The sequence below is a fragment of the Variovorax sp. PEI5 genome (assembly GCF_056679935.1).
The window spans coordinates 147830-166691 of record NZ_JBWXPH010000003.1 but is presented as its reverse complement, the minus strand read 5'-3'; the positions used below and the strand labels follow the sequence as shown (position 1 = coordinate 166691).

Below are 18862 nucleotides of genomic sequence, written 5' to 3'. Positions count from 1 at the left end.
GGACGATCTGCTGGCGGCCATGGGCATCGCACGCTCCAGCTTCTATTCGACCTTCGGCTCCAAGCAGAAGGTCCTGTGGCGCGCGCTCGAGCTCTATACCTGCGAACTGCTGGCGCGCATGCGGGACGCGGCGGCGGCCGAATCGACGCCCCGGGCGACGTGGAGGTGCGCCGCATCGGCCAGCACTACCTCGACGAGGTGGACCGCCTGTTCACGACCCTGCTCGTCGCATGCGGCCTCTATGCCCGGCGCGCATCGGACACCAGCGGGGCCCTGATGGCGCTGGCCACCGGCGCGGTGACGCTGCGCAAGGCGGGCGCTCCGGAGGAACGCGTGCGCGCCATGCTGGATGTCGCGCGGCGATGGCTGGACTAGCGGCCGTGGCGATGCGACCGTCGTCCGCACCGCTCCTTCTTCCTCAGTAGGTGCCGGTGGCCGGCGGCGGCGTGGGTGCCGCGCGCATCTTGGAGAGTATCTGCTGGGAGCCCGCGGCGATCAGGCGCGCGTCCGAGCTCACGGTGGTGAACTGGAAGCCCTTGGCGATGCGCGCCATCGCGCCCTCGGGCGTGCCGTTGTGGATGCCCGCGACCAGCCCGTGGGCCTTCGCCCGCTCCAGGATGTGGTCGATCGCCTCCTGCGCCTTCGGGTCCACGTCGTCGAACACCGGCCGGCACCCCAGCGCCAGCGACAGGTCCGACGGGCCGATGTAGATCGCGTCGAGCCCCTCCACCGACAGGATCGCGTCGAGGTTGTCCAGCGCCTGCGCCGTCTCGATCATCGCGAAGGTCACGATGGTGTCGTTGGCATGCTGCGGGTAGTCCGCCCCGCTGTAGAGCAACGAGCGGATCGGCCCGAAACTGCGCGTGCCACGCGGCGCGTAGTGCGTCCACGCCACCAGCTTCTGCGCGTCCTCGCGCGTGTTGATCATCGGGCAGATCACCCCGTAGGCGCCCGCGTCCAGCGTCTTCATCAGGATGCCCGGCTCCAGCCACGGCACCCGCACCACCGGCACGGTGTCGGTCGTGGAGATGGCCTGGAGCATGGGCACCATCGCCTGGTAGTCGATCATGCCGTGCTGCAGGTCGATGGTCAGCGAGTCCCAGCCCTGGTGGGCCATGGTCTCGGCCGAGAAGCTGTGGGGGATGGCGAGCCAGCCGTTGATGGCCGCGCCACCGGATTTCCAGAGGCTGCGAAGGCGGTTTTCTCTCATGGGGATGGGTTCCTGTCGGTGAGGGGGAATGCCCGATCTTGACGCAGGCGGCGCGACGGCGCGCGCCGCCCGCGCCTCAGCGGTCGAGCGCCGGACGCTTGGCGTCGAATTTCCAGCCCGGCACGAGGAACTGCATGGCCATGGCGTCGTCGCGCGCGCCCAGGCCATGCTGCTTGTAGAGCTGGTGCGCCTTCTCGACCTCGGCCATGTCCAGCTCGATGCCCAGGCCCGGCTTCTTCGGCACCTGCACGTGACCGCCGACGATCTGCAGCGGGTCCTTGGTGAGACGCTGGCCGTCCTGCCAGATCCAGTGCGTGTCGATGGCGGTGACGCGCCCCGGGGCGGCGGCGCCGACGTGCGTGAACATCGCCAGCGAGACATCGAAGTGGTTGTTGGAGTGCGAGCCCCAGGTCAGGCCCCAGTCGCGGCAGGTCTGCGCCACGCGCACCGAGCCGGCCATGGTCCAGAAGTGCGGATCCGCCAGCGGGATGTCGACCGACTGCAGCGACAGCGCGTGCGTGAGCTGGCGCCAGTCGGTGGCGATCATGTTGGTCGCCGTCGGCAGTCCGGTGGCGCGGCGGAATTCGGCCATCACCTCGCGGCCGGAGAAACCGTCCTCGGCGCCGCAGGGGTCCTCGGCATAGGCGACCACGCCGCGCATGCGCTGGCCCAGGCGGATGGCATCCTTGAGCAGCCAGCCGCCGTTGGGGTCGAGCGTGACGCGCGCCTGCGGGAAGCGCTCGTGCAGCGCGACGATGGCATCGACCTCCTCGTCGCCGCGCAGCACGCCGCCCTTGAGCTTGAAGTCGTCGAAGCCGTACTTCTCGCGCGCCGCCTCGGCCAGCCTGACGATCGCCTCGGGCGTCATCGCCTTCTCGTGGCGCAGGCGGAACCAGTCGTTGTCGGCCTCCGCGTCGGTGACATAGGGCAGGTCGGTCTTCGACTTGTCGCCGATGTAGAACAGGTAGCCGAGCATCTCCACCGACTCGCGCTGCTGGCCCTCGCCCAGCAGCGCCGCCACCGGCACGCCCAGGTGCTGGCCCAGCAGGTCCAGCAGCGCCGACTCGATGGCCGTCACGGCGTGGATGGTGGTGCGCAGGTCGAAGGTCTGCAGGCCGCGTCCGCCGCTGTCGCGGTCGGCGAACTTGCGCTGCACCTCCTGCACCAGGCGCTGCTGCGAGCCCAGCGGCTGGCCGACCACCAGCGGCGCGGCGTCCTCCAGCGTCTGGCGGATCTTCTCGCCGCCGGGCACCTCGCCCACGCCGGTGCGTCCGGCGCTGTCGGTGAGGATCAGGATGTTGCGCGTGAAGAACGGACCGTGCGCGCCGCTCAGGTTGAGCAACATGCTGTCGCGCCCGGCGACGGGGATCACGCGCAGTTCGGTGATCAGGGGGGTATCGGTGATCGGCATGGAGACGGGTCTTCCTGGAGGGTTCAGCCGGCGGCGATGTCGTGGTTCGCCATCAGCTCCAGCGCCTTGACGAGCGCCGAGTGGTCGAGCTGGTCCCAGCCGTTGGCCGCGCAGGCGCCCATGAGCTGGGCCGCGCCGGCGGTCTGCGGCAGCGCCACGCCGATGGCCTTGGCGCCGGCCAGGGCCAGGTTCAGGTCCTTCTGGTGCAGCCCGATGCGGAAGCCCGGGTTGAAGGTGCGCTTGATCATGCGTTCGCCATGCACCTCCAGGATGCGGCTCGCGGCGAAGCCGCCCATCAATGCCTGGCGCACCTTGGCCGGATCGGCGCCGGCCTTGCTGGCGAACAGCAGCGCCTCGCCGACGGCGGCGATGTTCAACGCCACGATGATCTGGTTGGCCACCTTGGTGGTCTGGCCGTCGCCGACGCCGCCGACGTGGGTGATGTTCTTGCCCATCAGCTCGAACAGCGGCCTTGCCTTGGCGAAGGCGTCCTCGGTGCCGCCGACCATGATGGTCAGGCTGGCCGCCTTGGCGCCGACCTCGCCGCCGGAGACCGGGGCATCGAGATAGTCGCAGCCGAGGTCCGCGATCTTCTTCGCGAAGGCCTTGGTCTCGATCGGCGAGATGCTGCTCATGTCGATGACCGTCTTGCCGGCCGAGAGGCCCTCGGCCACGCCATCGGCGCCGAACAGCACGGCTTCGACATCGGGGGTGTCGGGCACCATCAGGATGACGATGTCGGCCTGCTGCGCGACGGCGCGGGCGGTGTCGAGCGCCTGAGCACTGCTGGCGGCGATGTCGGCGTTGACCTTGGCGCGCTTGACGTAGAAAAGCTCGTGGCCGGCGTTGACGAGGTGCAGCGCCATGGGCGCGCCCATGATGCCCAGGCCGATGAATCCGATCTTCATGGGGATGTTCCTTGGGAAATGAATTTTCTGGGTGGGGGGTTGGAAGGCGCGCGGACCGCCTCAGGCGAGCGTATACGCAGTCTTCACGGTCGTGAAGAACTCCTGCGCATAGCGGCCCTGCTCGCGCGGGCCATAGCTCGAGCCCTTGCGCCCGCCGAAGGGCACGTGGTAGTCGACCCCGGCCGTGGGCAGGTTGACCATCACCATGCCCGCCTGGCTGTGGCGCTTGAAGTGCGTCGCGTGCTTCAGGCTGGTGGTGGCGATGCCCGCGGACAGGCCGAACTCCGTGTCGTTGGCCGTCGCCAGCGCCTCCTCGTAGTCCTTGACCCGGATCACGCTGGCCACCGGGCCGAAGATCTCTTCCTTGTTGATTCGCATGTCCTTCGTGCTCTCGCTGAACAGCGCCGGGGCCATGTAGAAGCCCTCGGTGGCGAGCTTCAGGCGCTCGCCACCGGCCGCCAGCGTGGCGCCCTCGCCCTTGCCGATGGCCACGTACGCCAGGTCCTGCTCGAGCTGGCCCTGGCTGGAGACCGGGCCGACATCGGTGCCCGCGGCCAATGCGTCGCCGACCTTGATCTTCGCCATGCGCTCGGTCATCGCCGCGATGAACCTCGGGTAGATGCCCTCGGTCACGATCAGCCGGCTCGACGCCGTGCAGCGCTGGCCGGTGGCGTAGAAGGCGCTCTGCGCGCTCAGCTCCACCGCCTGCGCCAGATCGGCGTCGTCGAGCACCACCTGCGGGTTCTTGCCGCCCATCTCCAGCTGCACCTTCTTGCCCGAGGTGACGCACTGGATGCCGATCTGACGGCCCACCCCGACCGAGCCGGTGAAGCTGATGGCGTGGATGCCCGGGTGCTCGACCAGTGCGTTGCCGATGACGCTGCCGCGACCCATCACCAGGTTGAAGACGCCCGCAGGGATGCCCGAGCGGCTGATGATCTCGGCCAGCGCCCAGGCGCTGCCGGGCACCAGATCGGCGGGCTTGAGCACCACACAGTTGCCGAATGCCAATGCCGGGGCGATCTTCCAGGCCGGAATGGCGATGGGGAAGTTCCACGGCGTGATCAGCCCGACGACGCCCACGGGCTCGCGCGTGATCTCCACGCCGATGTTCGGGCGCACCGAGGGCAGCAGCTCGCCCGACAGGCGCAGGCACTCGCCGGCGAAGAACTTGAAGATCTGGCCGGCGCGCATCACCTCGCCGATGCCCTCGGGGCGGGTCTTGCCCTCCTCCCGCGCGAGCAGCGCGCCCAGCTCGTCCTTGCGCGCCAGGATCTCGGTGCCGATCCTGTCGAGGGCGTCGGAGCGCGCCTGGATGCTGCCGGTGGCCCAGGCCGGGAACGCGGCGGTGGCGGCGGCCACGGCGGCCTCCACGTGCGTGGCATCGCCCTGGGTGTACTCGGCGATGGTGTCGGCGAGGTTCGAGGGGTTGAGGTTCGGGCTGTAGCTCGCGCCCGCGGTCCACTCGCCGCCGATGAGGTTGTCGTGTCTTTGCATGGGGTCTTCCGTGGAGGAGGAGGTCGTGGTGCTCAGAGGCCTTGCGGGCCGAGCTTGTCGATCAGGGCGGCGAGCATCTCGACCTCGTCGGGCTTGAGGTCGGTCAAGGGCGGGCGCACCGGCCCGGCGCTGTGGCCCACGATGGTCGCGCCGGCCTTGACGATGCTCACCGCGTAGCCCTGCATGCGGTTCCTGATCTCCAGATAGGGCATGAAGAACTCCTTGAGCAGCCGGTGCTGGGTCTGGAGGTCGTCGGCCGCGACCGCGTGATAGAAGTCCATCGCCGTCTTCGGGATGAAGTTGAACACCGCCGAGGAGTACACCGGCGTGCCCATGGCCTTGTAGGCCGCCGCGTAGACCTCCGCCGTGGGCAGGCCGCCCAGGTAGGCAAAGCGATCGCCCATGCGCTGGTAGACCGCCACCATCGCCTCGATGTCGCCCACGCCGTCCTTGAAGCCCACCAGGTTCGCATTGCGCTCGGCCAGGCGCTCGAGCGTGTCAGGCCTGAAGCGCGTGGCGCCGCCGCGGTTGTAGACCACGACCCCGAAGTCGACGCTGCGGCACACCGCCTCCACGTGCGCGGCCAGGCCCTCCTGGCCGGCCTCGGTGAGGTAGTGCGGCATCAGCAGGATGCCGTGCGCACCGGCCTTCTCGGCGGCCTGCGCGCACTGGATGGCGAAGCGCGTGGGGCCGCCCGCGCCCGCGATGATCGGCACCACGCCGCGGCAGGTGTCCACCGCCGTGCGGATGATGCCGGGGTACTCGTCGCCGGTCAGCGAGAAGAACTCGCCCGTGCCCCCGGCGGCGAACAGCGCCGTCGCTCCATAGGGCGCGAGCCACTCCAGGCGCCGCTCGTAGCTCCGCTTGTCGAAGTCGCCATTGGCATCGAAGTCGGTCAACGGAAACGACAGCAGGCCGGAGCCCATGATGGTCTTGAGTTCTTGCGGATTCACGTGCGGATACTCCTGGTGGACGGGTTGGGAAAAAGGAGAAGACGATCAGCTCGGATAACCGAGTCACCAGCGCGTCTTCCAAGCAAGGACACCGAGGAACTGGCTCCGCCAGGCCTCAGGTGTCGCCCCCTGCAAGGGGGTTGGCAAAGCGACACGAAGTGCGCGAAGACTGGGGGTGTGTTTTAAGTGACCGGTGCCGGGTTGAACAGCACCAGCGCGTTATGCAGCTTCCAGTGCTCGGCCCAGGTCTTCCTGCGGCCGCTGGCGACGTCGAGCATCAGCTGGAACATCTCCCAGCCGACATCGGCGATGGTCTTCTCGCCGGTGGCGATGGTGCCGGCGTTGATGTCCATGAGGTCGTGCCAGCGGCGGGCCAGATCGGCGCGCGTGGCGACCTTGATGACCGGCACCTCGGCCAGCCCGTAGGGCGTGCCCCGGCCGGTGGTGAAGACGTGCAGGTTCATGCCGGCGGCCAGCTGCAGGGTGCCGCAGATGAAGTCGCTCGCCGGCGTGGCGGCATAGATCAGGCCCTTCTGCGTCAGCTTCTCGCCGGGCGAGATGACACCCGAGATCGGCGACGAGCCGCTCTTGACGATCGAGCCCATCGCCTTCTCAACGATGTTGGACAGGCCGCCCTTCTTGTTGCCCGGCGTGGTGTTGGCGCTGCGGTCGACGCGGCCCTTGTCGAGGTAGGCGTCGTACCAGGCCATCTCGCGGATCATGGCCTCGGCGACTTCCGGCGTGCTGGCGCGTGAGGTCAGCTGATCGATGCCGTCGCGCACCTCGGTGACTTCCGAGAACATCACGGTGGCGCCGGCCCGCACCAGCAGGTCGGTGCAGAAGCCGACCGCCGGATTGGCCGTGACGCCGGAGAAGGCGTCGCTGCCGCCGCACTGCACGCCGACCACCAGTTCGCTGGCCGGAACGGTCTCGCGCCGGCGGTCGTTCAGGCGCTCCAGATGCTCCTCGGCCTGCCGCATGATCGAATCGACCATCGACATGAAGCCCACATGGGCATCGTCCTGCAGGCACACCACGTCGAGCTTGGGCGAGGCGCTGTCGCCGATGTCGGCGACATTGCGCTCGTCGATCAGCGGGATGCTGCCGGGCGGCAGCAGGCGCTCGGGCTGCAGCTTCTCGCAACCCAGGCTCACCACCATCACCTCGCCGCCGAAGTTGGGGTTCAGGCTGATGTTGCGCAGCGTGCGGATCGGGATCACGGCGTCGGGCGCATCAATGGCCACGCCGCAGCCATAGGTGTGCTCCAGCGCGACGACGTCGTCGACGTTGGGGAATCTCGGCAGCAGCTCGGCCTTGATGCGCCGCACGGCGAAGTCGGTGACGCCGGCCACGCACTGCACGGTCTGCGTGATGGCCAGGATGTTGCGCGTGCCGACCGAGCCGTCGGGATTGCGGAAGCCCTCGAAGGTGTAGCCCTCCAGGGGGGGCTGCGGCTGCGGCCGCACGGTGGCGATCGGCAAGCCCGTCAGCTCGCGCGCGGCGGGCATGCGCAGCAGGCGCTCGTGCACCCAGCTGCCGGCCCGGAGGTCCTTGAGCGCATAGCCGATGACGACGTTGTAGCGGCGCACCTCGCCGCCTTCGGGGATGTCGACCAGGGCGACCTTGTGCGCCTGCGGCACCTTGTCGACCAGGGTCAGGCCCGATGCGAAGACGGTGCCCGCGGGCAGGCCCCCATCGTTGGCGACGATGGCGACGTTGTCGCGCTCGTCCATGCGGATGCACAGCGGCGCTGGGGTGGACAGCGTTTCGGACATGGTTCGTGGGCTCGCTTGTATTCGTGGGGCGGGTGGGACGGGCGGGGGCTCGTGGGGCGGGTCGGGTGTCAGGCGCGCTGGCCGATCTCCGCCGACTCGCGCGTCCAGCGTCCGGCCTGTTCGCTCAGGCTGAGGCCGAGGCCCGGTCGCGTCGGCACGAGCATGCGGCCGTCCCTGATCTCCAGGCGCTCGTTGAACAGCGGCTCGAGCCAGTCGAAGTGCTCGACCCAGGGCTCGGTCGCATAGACCGCGCCGAGGTGCACGTGCAGCTCCATCGCGAAATGCGGACCCAGGCTCAGGCCGGCATGCTCGGCCTGCGCGGCGATCTTCAGGAATGGCGTGATGCCGCCCACGCGCGGGGCGTCGGGCATCAGGTAGTCGCAGGAGCGATGGCGGATCAGTTCGCCGTGCTCGGCCGCGCTCGTGAGCATCTCGCCGGTGGCGATGGGGGTGTCGAAGGTCGCGGCCAGGGCGGCGTGGCCTTCGAAGTCGTAGGCGTCAAGCGGCTCCTCGATCCAGACCAGGTCGAATTCCTCGAACACGCGGCACATGCGCTGCGCCGTCGGGCGGTCCCACTGCTGGTTGGCATCGACCATCAACGGCACGCCGTCGCCCAGGTGCTTGCGCACGGTCTCGACGCGCCGGATGTCCAGCGCGCGATCGGGCTGGCCGACCTTGAGCTTGATGCCGCCGATGCCACGCTCGATCGAAGCGCCGGCATTCACCACCAGCTGGTCGATCGGCGTGTGCAGGAAGCCGCCCGAAGTGTTGTAGCAACGCACCGAGTCGCGTTGCGAGCCCAGCAACTTGGACAGCGACAGTCCGGCACGACGCGCCTTCAGATCGTAGAGCGCGACATCGAAGGCGCCGATCGCCTGCACCGCCATGCCACTGCGCCCGACCGAGGCACCGGCCCAGCAGAGCTGGGTCCAGAGCCTGGAGATGTCGCTCGGATCCTCGCCGATGAGCGCGGGCGCGACCTCCTTCGCGTGGGCGAACTGGCCCGGCCCGCCGGCCCGCTTGGAATAACTGAAGCCCAGGCCACGATGACCGTCCCGGGTCTCGATCTCGGCGAACAGCATCGCGATCTCGGTCATCGGCTTCTGGCGGCCGGTCAGCACCTTGGCGTCGCTGATCGGATGGGCCAGCGGCAGGTAGCACGACGAGATGCGGACCCAGACGATGCGGTCGCCGGTGGCGGAGGAAGGAACGGTCGCGGTCATCGGGGCGGTCCTCAGTCGATCGAGATCTTGCCGACCTCGATCACCTTCTTCCAGCGCGCGTACTCCTTCTGCTGGAACTCGGCGAACTGGGCCGGCGTGTTGGTCACCATCTCGAAACCGATCGAGGTGAACTGCTCCTTGACCTTGGGGTCGTTGAGCGCCTCGACGAAGGCATCGTGCGCCTTCTCGCGCACCGCCGCGGGCAGGCCCTTGGGCGCCACGATGGCTTGCCACGACGTCACTTCGACGCCCTTCACGCCCACCTCGGCCAGGGTCGGCACGTCGGGGAAGATGGCCGAGCGCTTGGGGCTGGTGATGGCCAGGGCGCGCATCTTGCCGCCCTTGATGTACTGCGCCACCGAATTGACGTTCTGGAACGAGGCATCGACCTGTCCGCCCATCAGGTCGGTGTGGGCCGGGGCTCCGCCCTTGTAGGGCACGTGGATGCCGGTGGTGCCGGTCTGCTGCCAGAAGAGTTCCGCCGTCAGGTGGTCGCTGGAGCCATTGCCGGCCGACGCGAAGGTCATCTTGCCGGGATTGGCCTTCTCGTAGGCAATGATGTCAGCCACGCTCTTGTGCGGCGAATTGGCCGGCACCACCAGGATGTTGGGCGACGCAACGGCGACCGTGATGGTGTCGAAGTCCTTCAGCGGGTCGTACTGCAGGCCCTTGATGAGGTGCGGCACGATCACCAGCGGACCGAGCGAGGTGACCAGGAAGGTATAGCCATCGGGCGCCGCGCGCTTGACGAAGGTGGCGCCGATGGTGCCGGTCGCGCCGGCCTTGTTGTCGACCAGGAAGGATTGCTTGAACTTGTCCGTCAGGCGTGGCGTCATGGCACGGGCCACCTGGTCGGTCGATCCGCCCGGGGGGAACGGCACCACGAAGGTCACGGCCTTGTCGGGCCAGCTCTGGGCGCTCGTGGTCATGGCGGCCAGGCCGATTGCGAGCGCGGTCAGGATCTTTTTCACGGGGGTATGTCTCCAGGAATGAGCGGATTGCAGACGGGACACGGACTTCCAAAGCCAAAATGCTAACGTTGTCATTTACGACCGACCCGAGTCGGTCAGTGCTTTGGAATGACGATCTCCGAACAGGGACCGAATCGTACGGACTATCGAAGCAGACGAATGATATCGTTGTCATTTTTGCCAGGTCAAGAGCCCAGACGTCAGGGTTTGCCCTTGGTTCGCGAGGAGATCGAGGCTCGTCGGCGAACCTCGGCGACTCGATACGGCTCGAGGCGTACCAGTCGCGCGACATTGCTAACGTTGTCATCTACGATAGGGGGCGCGTCGGCGACGCTTCCGCCCGCGCGCCTTTCCTGCCTCCAGCGCTCGCGACCATCGTCTTCCCGGATCCCACCGATGAATGTTCCATCCGCCTTCAAGTCCGTCACGCTGCACGACGTCGCCAAGGCGGCCGGCGTCTCGCTCATCACGGCATCGCGGGCACTGGGCAATCCCGGCGTGGTGTCGGACAAGACCATCGCGCGCGTGCAAGCGGCGGTCGAGGCGACCGGCTACATCCCCAACCTGCTCGCCGGCGGCCTGAAGTCCAAGCGCAGCCTGATGGTCGCCGGTGTCGTGCCGGCCCTGTCGGTCTGGCAGTTCCTGCCCACGGTGCAGTCGCTCACCAACGAACTGGCCGCTGCCGGCTATCAACTCATCCTGGGCCAGACGGCCTACGACCCCGAGCGCGAGGAGACGGTGCTCAACACCATGATCGGCCGTCAGCCCGACGGCATCGTCATGACCGGGCTGGTGCAATCGCAGAAGGTGCGTGACCGGTTGCGACGGTCGGGCATTCCGGTCGTCGAGATCTGGGACCTGAGCGACCGGCCGATCGACATGTGCGTCGGCTTCTCGCATCTGAAGGTGGGGAGCGCGGTCGGCGGCTTCTTCCTCGCGCGGGGCTGGCAGCACGTCGGCATCGCCACTGGCAACGACGAGCGCGCACTGACGCGGCGCGATGGCTTCATCACCACGATCGGCCGCGAGGCTCCGACGGCTTATGTCGAGGCACCCAGTAGCCTGGAGCGCGGCCGCAGCGCATTGGCCGAGCTGCTGGCGCAGGAGCCTCGGCTCCAGGCGGTCTGCTGCAGTTCCGACCAGCTCGCGCATGGCGTCTTCATCGAGGCAATGGCGCGCGGGCTGCGCGTGCCCGAGGATCTCGCGATCTGCGGCTTCGGCAATGCGGACTTCAGTGCCCACATGGTGCCGTCCATCACGACGGTGCACGTCGACGGCCCCGAGATCGGCCGGCTGGCCGCGCACCTGATCATCGCGCGCTGCCGGGGCGAAACCGTGGCCCAGCCCGTCATCGATGTCGGGTTCCGGATGATCGAGCGACAGACGACAGGAAGCTGATGGCAATCACCGGCGGCCGCTGCCGCCGCCGGAAGTCGCCCTTGGCCGCGTGGGCGGACGTGGGCGGACGTGGGATCTGGATCGACGCGATTGCCATCCGGTTTCCCGCGCTTGCTGGGGCTTCGCTTCTGCGGGGGCGTTGCCTTTCACTCCATCGTCTGTTCTGGATGCGCATCAGGCTTACCGCATCGCGTTTCGGGTCTCGGGTCTCGGGCCTCGCGTCTCGCGTCTCGGGTTTCGGCTCTCGGCTCTCGGCTCTCGGCTCTCGCGTCTCGCGTCTCGTGCAGCATCCCCTGGCTGCTGCGAGGCTTGGCATCTTGCGCACTCAGCATTCCACGCTCCACGCTCCTATTTCCTATTTCCTATTTCCTATTTCCTATTTCCTATTTCCTATTTCCTATTTCCTATTTCCTATTTCCTATTTCCTATTTCAGCATCCAGCATCCAGCATCCAGCATCCAGCATCCAGCATCCAGCATCCAGCATCCAGCATCCAGCATCCAGCATCCAGCATCCAGCATCTTTCATCTCGCGTCGGGTTCTTCCCTCATTCTTGTTGGACTTCGCATCGTTCTGCTTGTCTTGTCTTGTCGAGAGCGTGTTCTGCCTTTTGACTTGATCGGGCTGGGCCCACCGATATCTTGGCGCGATACCAAGAAAGCCGTAGCCAACCGATGTCAGCGATGAAGAGTGAAGCTTCGCCGCACCGTACCTGGTCCTCATGAGCGAGGACGCCCCGCAGCGCGAGCACAGACTGCGCGAGGTCTTCAATGCCTTGCGCTGGATCGTGCGGTCGGGCTCCCCCTTGAGATTGCTGCCCAATGACTTCCCACCCTGGAAAGCGGTCTACCAACAAAGCCGCTGCTGGCTGGACGCGAGCCGCTTGGAGGCGATGGTCATGGACCTGCGCTTGATGATCCGCTTTGCCTGCGGCCGCCAAGCTCCGCCGCCGGGTGCGGATACAGCCGGAATACCCAAAGATTTCGTGACGCTGAATGCCGCTAGCGTCGTCAGATTGACCTGATCCTTATCTACGACCGATGAATTGGATGCCGTGTAAAGAGCCGGTGTTCCAGGAGTCGCCGTGATGGTGGCTGTGTCGTACGGCGTCGTGGGGGTGGTTGCAGTCGCAGGGATGGTGTAGGCGACCAAGAACTGGAAGACGCCGTTGTTTCCTGCTACCGACTGCGCCGATATGACGCATGGGGTCGGTGTCGCGGTGCAGAGTGCTGGGCCGGTCGGCTTTCCATTGAGGGACGAATCGGCAAATACTTCCACACGCGAGAAGCGGCTGTTGTCGTCGACGACCCTGATCGTAAAGGTATCAGTGCCATTGCCTGTGTTCGTCAACACGTGGGGTGCATAAATGATCGTACCCGCAGCACCAGAGCTTGTATTGACAATGTTCGTCGTGGGCTGATTGAAGCCATCCAGCGTGAACGAGCCGACTTGCTGAATTGTGGTTTGAACCAAATTCGAGGTGGCAAGCTGCAGGACGCCTGAAGGGTCGGTGTACGAAGCGGATGCCTGATTGCCGATGACCGTGTTGGCAGGCGGAGGAGCAGCGCTAGCGTTCGAACTTCCAAAAAGAAGACCGAACGTCAGCGCTATTGCGCTTGCCCACGCCAAACCCGGTTTCTCACCGGTGCGGGGATATGTTGCCTCTATTCTCACTTGATTCCTCCTACTAGGGACAAAAACTGATCACTCAGATGAATACTTTGAGGTTTTGCCTATGCATGCGCAGGCCTGCCGAATGGCAATTGCCATTCGACTCCTCATACCAATAGAAATGGGTCAGCCGTGCTGCTTATCAGCGCTGAGCACTCGGGACTGTTTTTTGGACAGATGGAACAACTGCTTCGACTTTGGCGCGGACACTTACTTCCGTGATGCCGCCTGCAGGAAGTTGCCCGAGTTGCCAACGTACTGCGCGATATTCGTTATAGGGAACGGAAATTTCCTTTTGACCGGCTGCCTGTCGCATTAACGGCTCGGCGCCGTATCGACCGTCTTTTGCAGCGAACGTCGGAAGACGACCACCTGGCCTCGTGGACTTCGGTAGATATTCCATGCCTTCCGGGATGGGTAGATTTGCGATCAGTCCAGCAACCGACTTGGAAGATCGGTTCTTGTAGGTGGCTCGATACTCGATCACGTCGCCAGGTTTGACGGTTTCCGCGTCGACGAGGTGCTCTGCACCTTTTTCATCCAATATGACTTTGCTTTGTTTCAGATCGATCACGACCGCCGACTCAGCCTTGGTCGCGGAGGGCTCGATGACAGAAGGTGCCAACTGCGCATCGGCCGGGAGTGCTGCAGTTGAAAGAAATAAGCTGAAGACGGTACCGGCCAGCACGCGGGTGACTATCAGGGAGCGCCTGCTATTGACGACTGGAATATGCGCCTGCAGTACGGAATCGAGCATGAAAGGCCTTCTTTAAATATGACGTGATCGACCCGGCCGACGACAGGTCGTCATGGCTCGGTCTGGACGCGTCGATCAAATCACGAAGGATCAGGATTACGTTTACAACGTCAGAATTGTTTACGCCGGCGATATGTGTGATCGCCACGCTGTGATGTTTCTCACGAAGTGCACCGGAGCTTTTAATTCAAAGGCACCTTTTTCTCGAGCGCAACAAGCATCTATAACTAATTAATTAGTTGATGATTGAGCTCCTTCATAAGAAGCAGCCATGGCTGGTCGTCCCGGGCGGATACGAGATGGCAGTCGTGACACGCGCGATCAGGATTGATGACCATGATTCGTTGCTTGGCGTTTTGCCCGTGGGACCGGCCGGGCTTGGGCATGAGGGGTCCTGCTCACTTTTGAAGTGCCAAGGACGTGCCAAGCGCTTGCTCGACCACGGGTCGAATCGGGATCCAGGTGGTTATCGACGCGCTACCAGGGCACAGGCCTCGCGATCGATGTGCAAGGGTGGTCCCTGCACGTTGCCGATCGATCGTGCGCAGCGTCTGGACCTGCCAACCCGTGACATCCGTCGCCTCATCAGCCGGCTGCACGACTCATGAGAGGTGATGTCGAAGATGAACCGGTGTCACTGGCCAGATGTTCGAAGCCGCGCTCTTGCGCCCACCGCGATGGACGAACGCCTGGCCACGTGGATCGGGTCCGAGGTGCAGCGACCGAGGCCATTCGGTCCGCGCGCAGCCTGGAAAATCCCTGAATTCGACCTGGTTACGTTGCTTCCACGATGGCGTGATCCGGCGAGCCGGAAATGCTCACTTCGCCGGATCAGCAGCGGACAGGCGCCGCTCGCAGCGCCAGTCCACCCCATGCAGAAAACGCCGTCGGCGTGTGATGTCCTGACCGCTCCCGTGAACGCCGCGGGAACGCTGGGTCCACGAGCTGCGAGTCGAACCGGGACGATGAGGTGATGATGGTGCGGAACGCCGGGCGGCCTGGTGCGAGACCGCCAGGTGCCGTCACGAATCCGAGGTCAGATGCGTCGCGCCTCGTAACGCTGACGCGACCAATACGGACCATCGAGCCGATCGAGCCGGACGTCGCCTCCCGAGGACGGCGCGTGGACGAAGCGGCCCTCCCCCACGTAGATGCCAGCGTGCGTGGGTCGTGTGCCACCGAACAGCACCAGATCACCGCTTCGCAGTTCGCCTTCGTTCACCGCCCGCCCGAAACCAGACAATTGCGCGACGGTACGTGGAGGGGTCACGCCCACGCGCGTGCGATAGACGTAGCCGATCAATCCGCTGCAATCGAAGCCCCCTTCCGTCGTATTACCGCCATACCGATAGGGCGTGCCCACCAGCCCCAGCGCATGGATGGCGATGTCCTGTGCCTGTTCGGTCGTGATGGCCGACTGGACGCGCATCGGCGTGGCGGACGGGCGAGGCGCACTGGCACATCCGGCGAGCGTGAGCACGGCACCCACCGTCAGACTGGCCAGCATCTGGGGCAACGGCGATGGCGCCGGACGACGTCGAGTCAGGCAGCGTCGCGCAATCACGGAAATGTCATGGGTGATGTCGATCATTGGCAGCGCATTCCCCTACACCCAGCCTCACGCAAGCCCACCCGATGTGGCTCTCATGGCCGGCATGGCAGGTCTGTGTGCCGTCTAACTTGGTCGTATTCAAGTTTGTAGGTTCTCCATGCTTCTGTCGACCCCCCTTTCACCATCCGCCGTCTCGCGGCGAGCGGTCTCCGATTACATCTCCGATGCTTCGTTTCCCTGCGTCGGTGCCAAATCCGCATTGAACAAGGATCGAGTCCGCTTCGTCCCCGCCGGTATTCTGGGCAGCGAAAACGCCGCACGTGCGCTGGTGCATGGATTGCACGCCTTCTCGGAGGAATTCGCATCGCCTGGCACCGCACCTGTCAGCTTCATCGCCATGTTCGATCCCGTCGCGCTCGACGAGCTGACATTCGAGCGTTTGCTCTGGCGCCAACTCGCTGACATGCATGCTTACGATGTCTCACTGGGTTCCTCATGGGACGACTCGGTGTCCAGTGATCCGACACGCAACGAATTTTCATTCAGTATCGGTGGCCGTGCGTTCTTCGTCGTGGGCCTGCATCCGGGCGCCTCAAGGCTCGCGCGTCGCGCACCGGTGCCGTGCCTGGTCTTCAATTTTCATGGCCAGTTCGAGGCTCTCAAGACAACCGGCAAGTACCAGAGCATGCAGGAGAGCATCCGCAAGCGCGATGTCGCACTGCAGGGTTCGGTCAATCCGGTGCTCTCGCGATTCGGCGATGCCTCCGAGGCACGGCAGTATTCGGGCCGCGAGGTCGAAGCGGACTGGGGCTGCCCGTTCCATCGTCAGGAGGCCCATCATGGCTGAGCATACTCATCGACATGGTCATGCCCACGGCGACATCTGCCGGATCCCGTCACAGTCAGGCCGCGGATTCAGACTGAAGAAGGGCGAGGTCCTGCGCGTCATCGATCCCGAGGGCGAGCAAGTAGCGGACCTCTATGCGTTTCAGGATGGAAACCACGCCTGCAGCCTGTCCTCGGGCCGGAGCATCGACTATGCCTCGAAGATCTATCTGACGACCGGTGACGTGCTGTATGCCAACGATAGCCAGCGCATGTTCACGATCGTTGCCGATACGGTGGGCCGTCACGATTTCCTGCTGACGCCCTGCAGCCAGGAGATGTTCGAGATCCTGTATCGGCACGTCGGTCATCACCCGAGCTGCTTCGAGAACCTGTACACGGCATTCAGGGAGTTCGGTATCCGCCCCGAGCAGATCCACACCACCTTCAACATCTTCATGAACGTGACAGTGAGTCCCGAAGGCATGGTGGCGGTCAAGCCGCCGACTTCCAGGCCGGGGGACGTCATCGAACTGCGCGCTGAAATGGACCTCGTGTGCGCCCTCACGTCCTGCTCGGCAGAACAGTCCAACAACGGCACGTTCAAGCCGATCGATTACGAGATCGTTCCGGCGGCGGTACGGGTCGCGACAGCCTGAACCGGCCCGGGAGCCGGCTAGACCTCGCGGCGTCTGGGGACTATGACATGGGATGCCCGAAGGGCCCGCATCATGAGAAGACCACGGGTCGACGAAGACGTGGCGGGCCAGGGGCTCGCTGTCCGGCCCGACGACTCCTCGCACCATATTCAAGGGACATCCCATGCGTCACTCCGTTTCTCTTCGCACCACTGCCGCTGCCGTCATCGCACTGACCATCGGTTCCCTGACCATTCCCGACGTCGCGCATGCGAAGCGCTTCGGCAGTCGTGCGAGCACCGCGCGGCCCGCCACCACGCCGGCCGCGCGTACGCCGACGCCTGCTCCTGCGGCGCCTGCAGCGGCCAATGCCGCCGCGCCGGCCGCTGCCGCTGCTCCCGCAGCGGCTGGTCCTGGCCTGATGGGCACGATGGGCGCCGTGGCAGCCGGTGGTCTGATCGGCACCATGGCGGGCAACGCCATCGCCGGGCCTTCCGGCGCCGACAAGGAAAAGGAAGCCAAGGCCAAGGAAGCGGAGACCGCCGAAAAGGAAGCCAAGGAGCTTCAGCGCAAGGCTGATGAAGCCAAGGCCAAGGCCGAAGCGGCGCGCGCGGCCACCGTCAAATAAGGCATCCCTGCACGAACCAGCCGGAATCGACTCGGACAGCCTTCGCGAACCATGATGATCCGATGACGGTCGAGCCGACGACCCTCCCGGTCTTCAGCGAATGGCGATTCAGGCGGGTGTGCCGATGGGTCGCCGGGCTCCGTGGGCGGCGGCTCGGGACGACGACGCATAGCGGTCCATGCCCAGGCCATTCGGACTGATCTCGGGACGCTGGCCGGTGACCAGGTCGGCCACCAGGCGGCCTGAACCACAGGCCATCGTCCAGCCGAGGGTTCCATGCCCGGTGTTGAGGAACAGGTTGTCGTAGCGCGTCGCACCGATGATAGGCGTGCCATCCGGTGTCATCGGACGCAGACCCGTCCAGAACGTCGCCCGGCCGACATCACCGCCTGGGAACAGGTCGTTGACGACCATCTCCAGGGTCGCACGCCGGCGCGGATCGAGCCGCAGGTCGAAGCCACCGAGTTCTGCCATGCCGCCGACACGGATGCGGTCGTCGAAGCGGGTGACTGCGATCTTGTAGGTCTCGTCGAGCACGGTCGACCGCGGCGCCAATGCCGGATCCACCAGCGGTACCGTCAACGAATAGCCCTTGACCGGATACACGGGCAGATCGAGCTCGAGCGGTCGAAGAAAGTCACGCGAATAGCTCCCGAGCGCCAACACATAGCGATCGGCCTCGAACACTTCACCACGCACCCGCACACCGGCGATGCGGTCGCCTTCACGCACCAGGCCGTCCATGTCGTGGCCGAAGCGGAATTCGACGCCCAGGTCCCGCGCGCGTGCGCAGAGGGCCTGCGTGAAAAGATGGCAATCGCCGGTCTCGTCGCGTGGCAGCCGGAGTCCTCCGGCGAGCCGGTCGCGTGCCTGGGCCAAGGCCGGCTCGACGCTGGCGAGCTGGTCGGCCGCGAGCAATTCGTAGGGCACGCCACATTCCTCGAGCACCGCGATGTCACGCTGCACTGCATCGAGCTGGGCCTGGGTCCGGAACAGTTGCAGCGTGCCACCGGTGCGTTGCTCGTAGGCGATGCCGGTCTCGGTGCGCAGTTGCTGGAGGCAGCCTCGGCTGTACTCGGCCACACGCATCATGCGTTCCTTGTTGACAGCATAGCGCTCGGGCGAGCAGTTGCGCAGCATCTGCGCCATCCATTGCAGCTGGAACAGACTGCCATCGAGTCGCACCGCCAGCGGTGCGTGCTTCTGGAACATCCATTTCAGCGCCTTCAAGGGAATGCCCGGTGCCGCCCACGGCGTCGAATAGCCTGGCGACACCTGCCCGGCGTTGGCGAAGCTGGTCTCCCGGGCAGGTCCGGCCTGGCGATCGAGCACGGTGACCCGGGCGCCGGATCGAGCGAGATAGTAGGCCGTGCTGACGCCGATGACGCCGCCGCCGAGGACAATGACTTTCATGGCTGAAACTGGATGTGTTGATCGATTCGCTT

Annotated in this window: 17 protein-coding genes and 1 pseudogene; 6 read left to right on the top strand and 12 right to left on the bottom strand. The window is 65.5% G+C overall.

The window, feature by feature from the left end; translation table 11 throughout:
• Nucleotides 1-159: 159 nt before the first annotated feature.
• Nucleotides 160-375 carry a hypothetical protein gene (locus AC1MLT_RS20265; protein WP_481036034.1) on the top strand — a complete coding sequence of 72 codons (216 nt, stop codon included), beginning with the start codon at nucleotides 160-162 and terminating at the stop codon, nucleotides 373-375.
• Nucleotides 376-418: 43 nt separating this feature from the next.
• Here AC1MLT_RS20265 and AC1MLT_RS20260 read toward each other — a convergent pair whose 3' ends face one another.
• The 8 genes from AC1MLT_RS20260 to AC1MLT_RS20225 all read right to left on the bottom strand — a co-directional run bounded on the left by AC1MLT_RS20260 (nucleotide 419) and on the right by AC1MLT_RS20225 (nucleotide 9948).
• Nucleotides 419-1210: an HpcH/HpaI aldolase family protein gene (locus AC1MLT_RS20260; protein WP_481036033.1), complete on the bottom strand. Its 792-nt coding sequence runs from the start codon at nucleotides 1208-1210 to the stop codon at nucleotides 419-421.
• A 76-nt stretch (nucleotides 1211-1286) separates the two neighbouring features.
• Nucleotides 1287-2621: a glucarate dehydratase gene (gene gudD, locus AC1MLT_RS20255; RefSeq protein ID WP_481036031.1), complete on the bottom strand. Its 1335-nt coding sequence runs from the start codon at nucleotides 2619-2621 to the stop codon at nucleotides 1287-1289.
• Nucleotides 2622-2644: 23 nt separating this feature from the next.
• Nucleotides 2645-3529, bottom strand: coding sequence for a 2-hydroxy-3-oxopropionate reductase (locus AC1MLT_RS20250; protein ID WP_481036030.1), 885 nt, complete (start codon nucleotides 3527-3529; stop codon nucleotides 2645-2647).
• Between the two features lie 60 nt (nucleotides 3530-3589).
• Nucleotides 3590-5026 (bottom strand): aldehyde dehydrogenase family protein, encoded by a 1437-nt coding sequence (locus tag AC1MLT_RS20245; protein WP_481036029.1) that lies wholly within the window; start codon nucleotides 5024-5026, stop codon nucleotides 3590-3592.
• A gap of 32 nt (nucleotides 5027-5058) precedes the next feature.
• Entirely contained in the window at nucleotides 5059-5979 is a 921-nt protein-coding gene (gene kdgD / locus AC1MLT_RS20240; protein WP_481036028.1) for a 5-dehydro-4-deoxyglucarate dehydratase, read from the bottom strand.
• 182 nt (nucleotides 5980-6161) lie between these two features.
• Nucleotides 6162-7754, bottom strand: coding sequence for a galactarate dehydratase (gene garD, locus AC1MLT_RS20235; protein ID WP_481036027.1), 1593 nt, complete (start codon nucleotides 7752-7754; stop codon nucleotides 6162-6164).
• A 68-nt stretch (nucleotides 7755-7822) separates the two neighbouring features.
• A complete protein-coding gene (locus AC1MLT_RS20230) occupies nucleotides 7823-8977 on the bottom strand; it encodes an L-talarate/galactarate dehydratase (protein ID WP_481036026.1) in 1155 nt (384 codons plus the stop codon).
• Nucleotides 8978-8988: 11 nt separating this feature from the next.
• Nucleotides 8989-9948, bottom strand: coding sequence for a Bug family tripartite tricarboxylate transporter substrate binding protein (locus AC1MLT_RS20225; RefSeq protein WP_481036024.1), 960 nt, complete (start codon nucleotides 9946-9948; stop codon nucleotides 8989-8991).
• A 396-nt stretch (nucleotides 9949-10344) separates the two neighbouring features.
• Here AC1MLT_RS20225 and AC1MLT_RS20220 point away from each other — a divergent pair, with 396 nt between their 5' ends.
• The gene (locus AC1MLT_RS20220) at nucleotides 10345-11346 is read left to right on the top strand and encodes a LacI family DNA-binding transcriptional regulator (RefSeq protein WP_481036023.1); all 1002 of its coding nucleotides are present in this window, start codon (nucleotides 10345-10347) and stop codon (nucleotides 11344-11346) included.
• A gap of 667 nt (nucleotides 11347-12013) precedes the next feature.
• A pseudogene (locus AC1MLT_RS20215) lies at nucleotides 12014-12295 on the top strand (transposase); the annotation flags it as partial.
• Here the strand turns inward: AC1MLT_RS20215 and AC1MLT_RS20210 are convergent.
• From AC1MLT_RS20210 to AC1MLT_RS20200, 3 genes are all read right to left on the bottom strand, one after another.
• Entirely contained in the window at nucleotides 12193-13020 is an 828-nt protein-coding gene (locus AC1MLT_RS20210; protein WP_481036022.1) for a hypothetical protein, read from the bottom strand. The pseudogene AC1MLT_RS20215 and the gene AC1MLT_RS20210 sit on opposite strands and share 103 nt — an antisense overlap.
• A gap of 139 nt (nucleotides 13021-13159) precedes the next feature.
• Nucleotides 13160-13774: a hypothetical protein gene (locus tag AC1MLT_RS20205; protein ID WP_481036021.1), complete on the bottom strand. Its 615-nt coding sequence runs from the start codon at nucleotides 13772-13774 to the stop codon at nucleotides 13160-13162.
• Between the two features lie 1036 nt (nucleotides 13775-14810).
• Entirely contained in the window at nucleotides 14811-15281 is a 471-nt protein-coding gene (locus AC1MLT_RS20200) for a C40 family peptidase (protein ID WP_481036422.1), read from the bottom strand.
• Nucleotides 15282-15483: 202 nt separating this feature from the next.
• On the opposite strand from AC1MLT_RS20200, the gene gntA reads away from it, so the two are divergent.
• The 3 genes from gntA (at nucleotide 15484) to AC1MLT_RS20185 (ending at nucleotide 17417) form a co-directional block, all read left to right on the top strand.
• The gene (gene gntA, locus AC1MLT_RS20195) at nucleotides 15484-16173 is read left to right on the top strand and encodes a guanitoxin biosynthesis heme-dependent pre-guanitoxin N-hydroxylase GntA (protein WP_481036020.1); all 690 of its coding nucleotides are present in this window, start codon (nucleotides 15484-15486) and stop codon (nucleotides 16171-16173) included.
• Nucleotides 16166-16810, top strand: a complete 645-nt coding sequence (locus AC1MLT_RS20190) for a DUF1989 domain-containing protein (RefSeq protein WP_481036018.1) — start codon at nucleotides 16166-16168, stop codon at nucleotides 16808-16810. Before gntA ends, AC1MLT_RS20190 begins: the two co-directional genes overlap by 8 nt.
• Before the next feature lie 163 nt (nucleotides 16811-16973).
• Nucleotides 16974-17417 carry an ABC transporter substrate-binding protein gene (locus AC1MLT_RS20185; RefSeq protein ID WP_481036017.1) on the top strand — a complete coding sequence of 148 codons (444 nt, stop codon included), beginning with the start codon at nucleotides 16974-16976 and terminating at the stop codon, nucleotides 17415-17417.
• A gap of 108 nt (nucleotides 17418-17525) precedes the next feature.
• On the opposite strand, the gene AC1MLT_RS20180 is transcribed toward AC1MLT_RS20185, so the two are convergent.
• Nucleotides 17526-18830: a D-amino acid dehydrogenase gene (locus tag AC1MLT_RS20180; RefSeq protein ID WP_481036016.1), complete on the bottom strand. Its 1305-nt coding sequence runs from the start codon at nucleotides 18828-18830 to the stop codon at nucleotides 17526-17528.
• Between the last annotated feature and the right edge of the window lie 32 nt (nucleotides 18831-18862).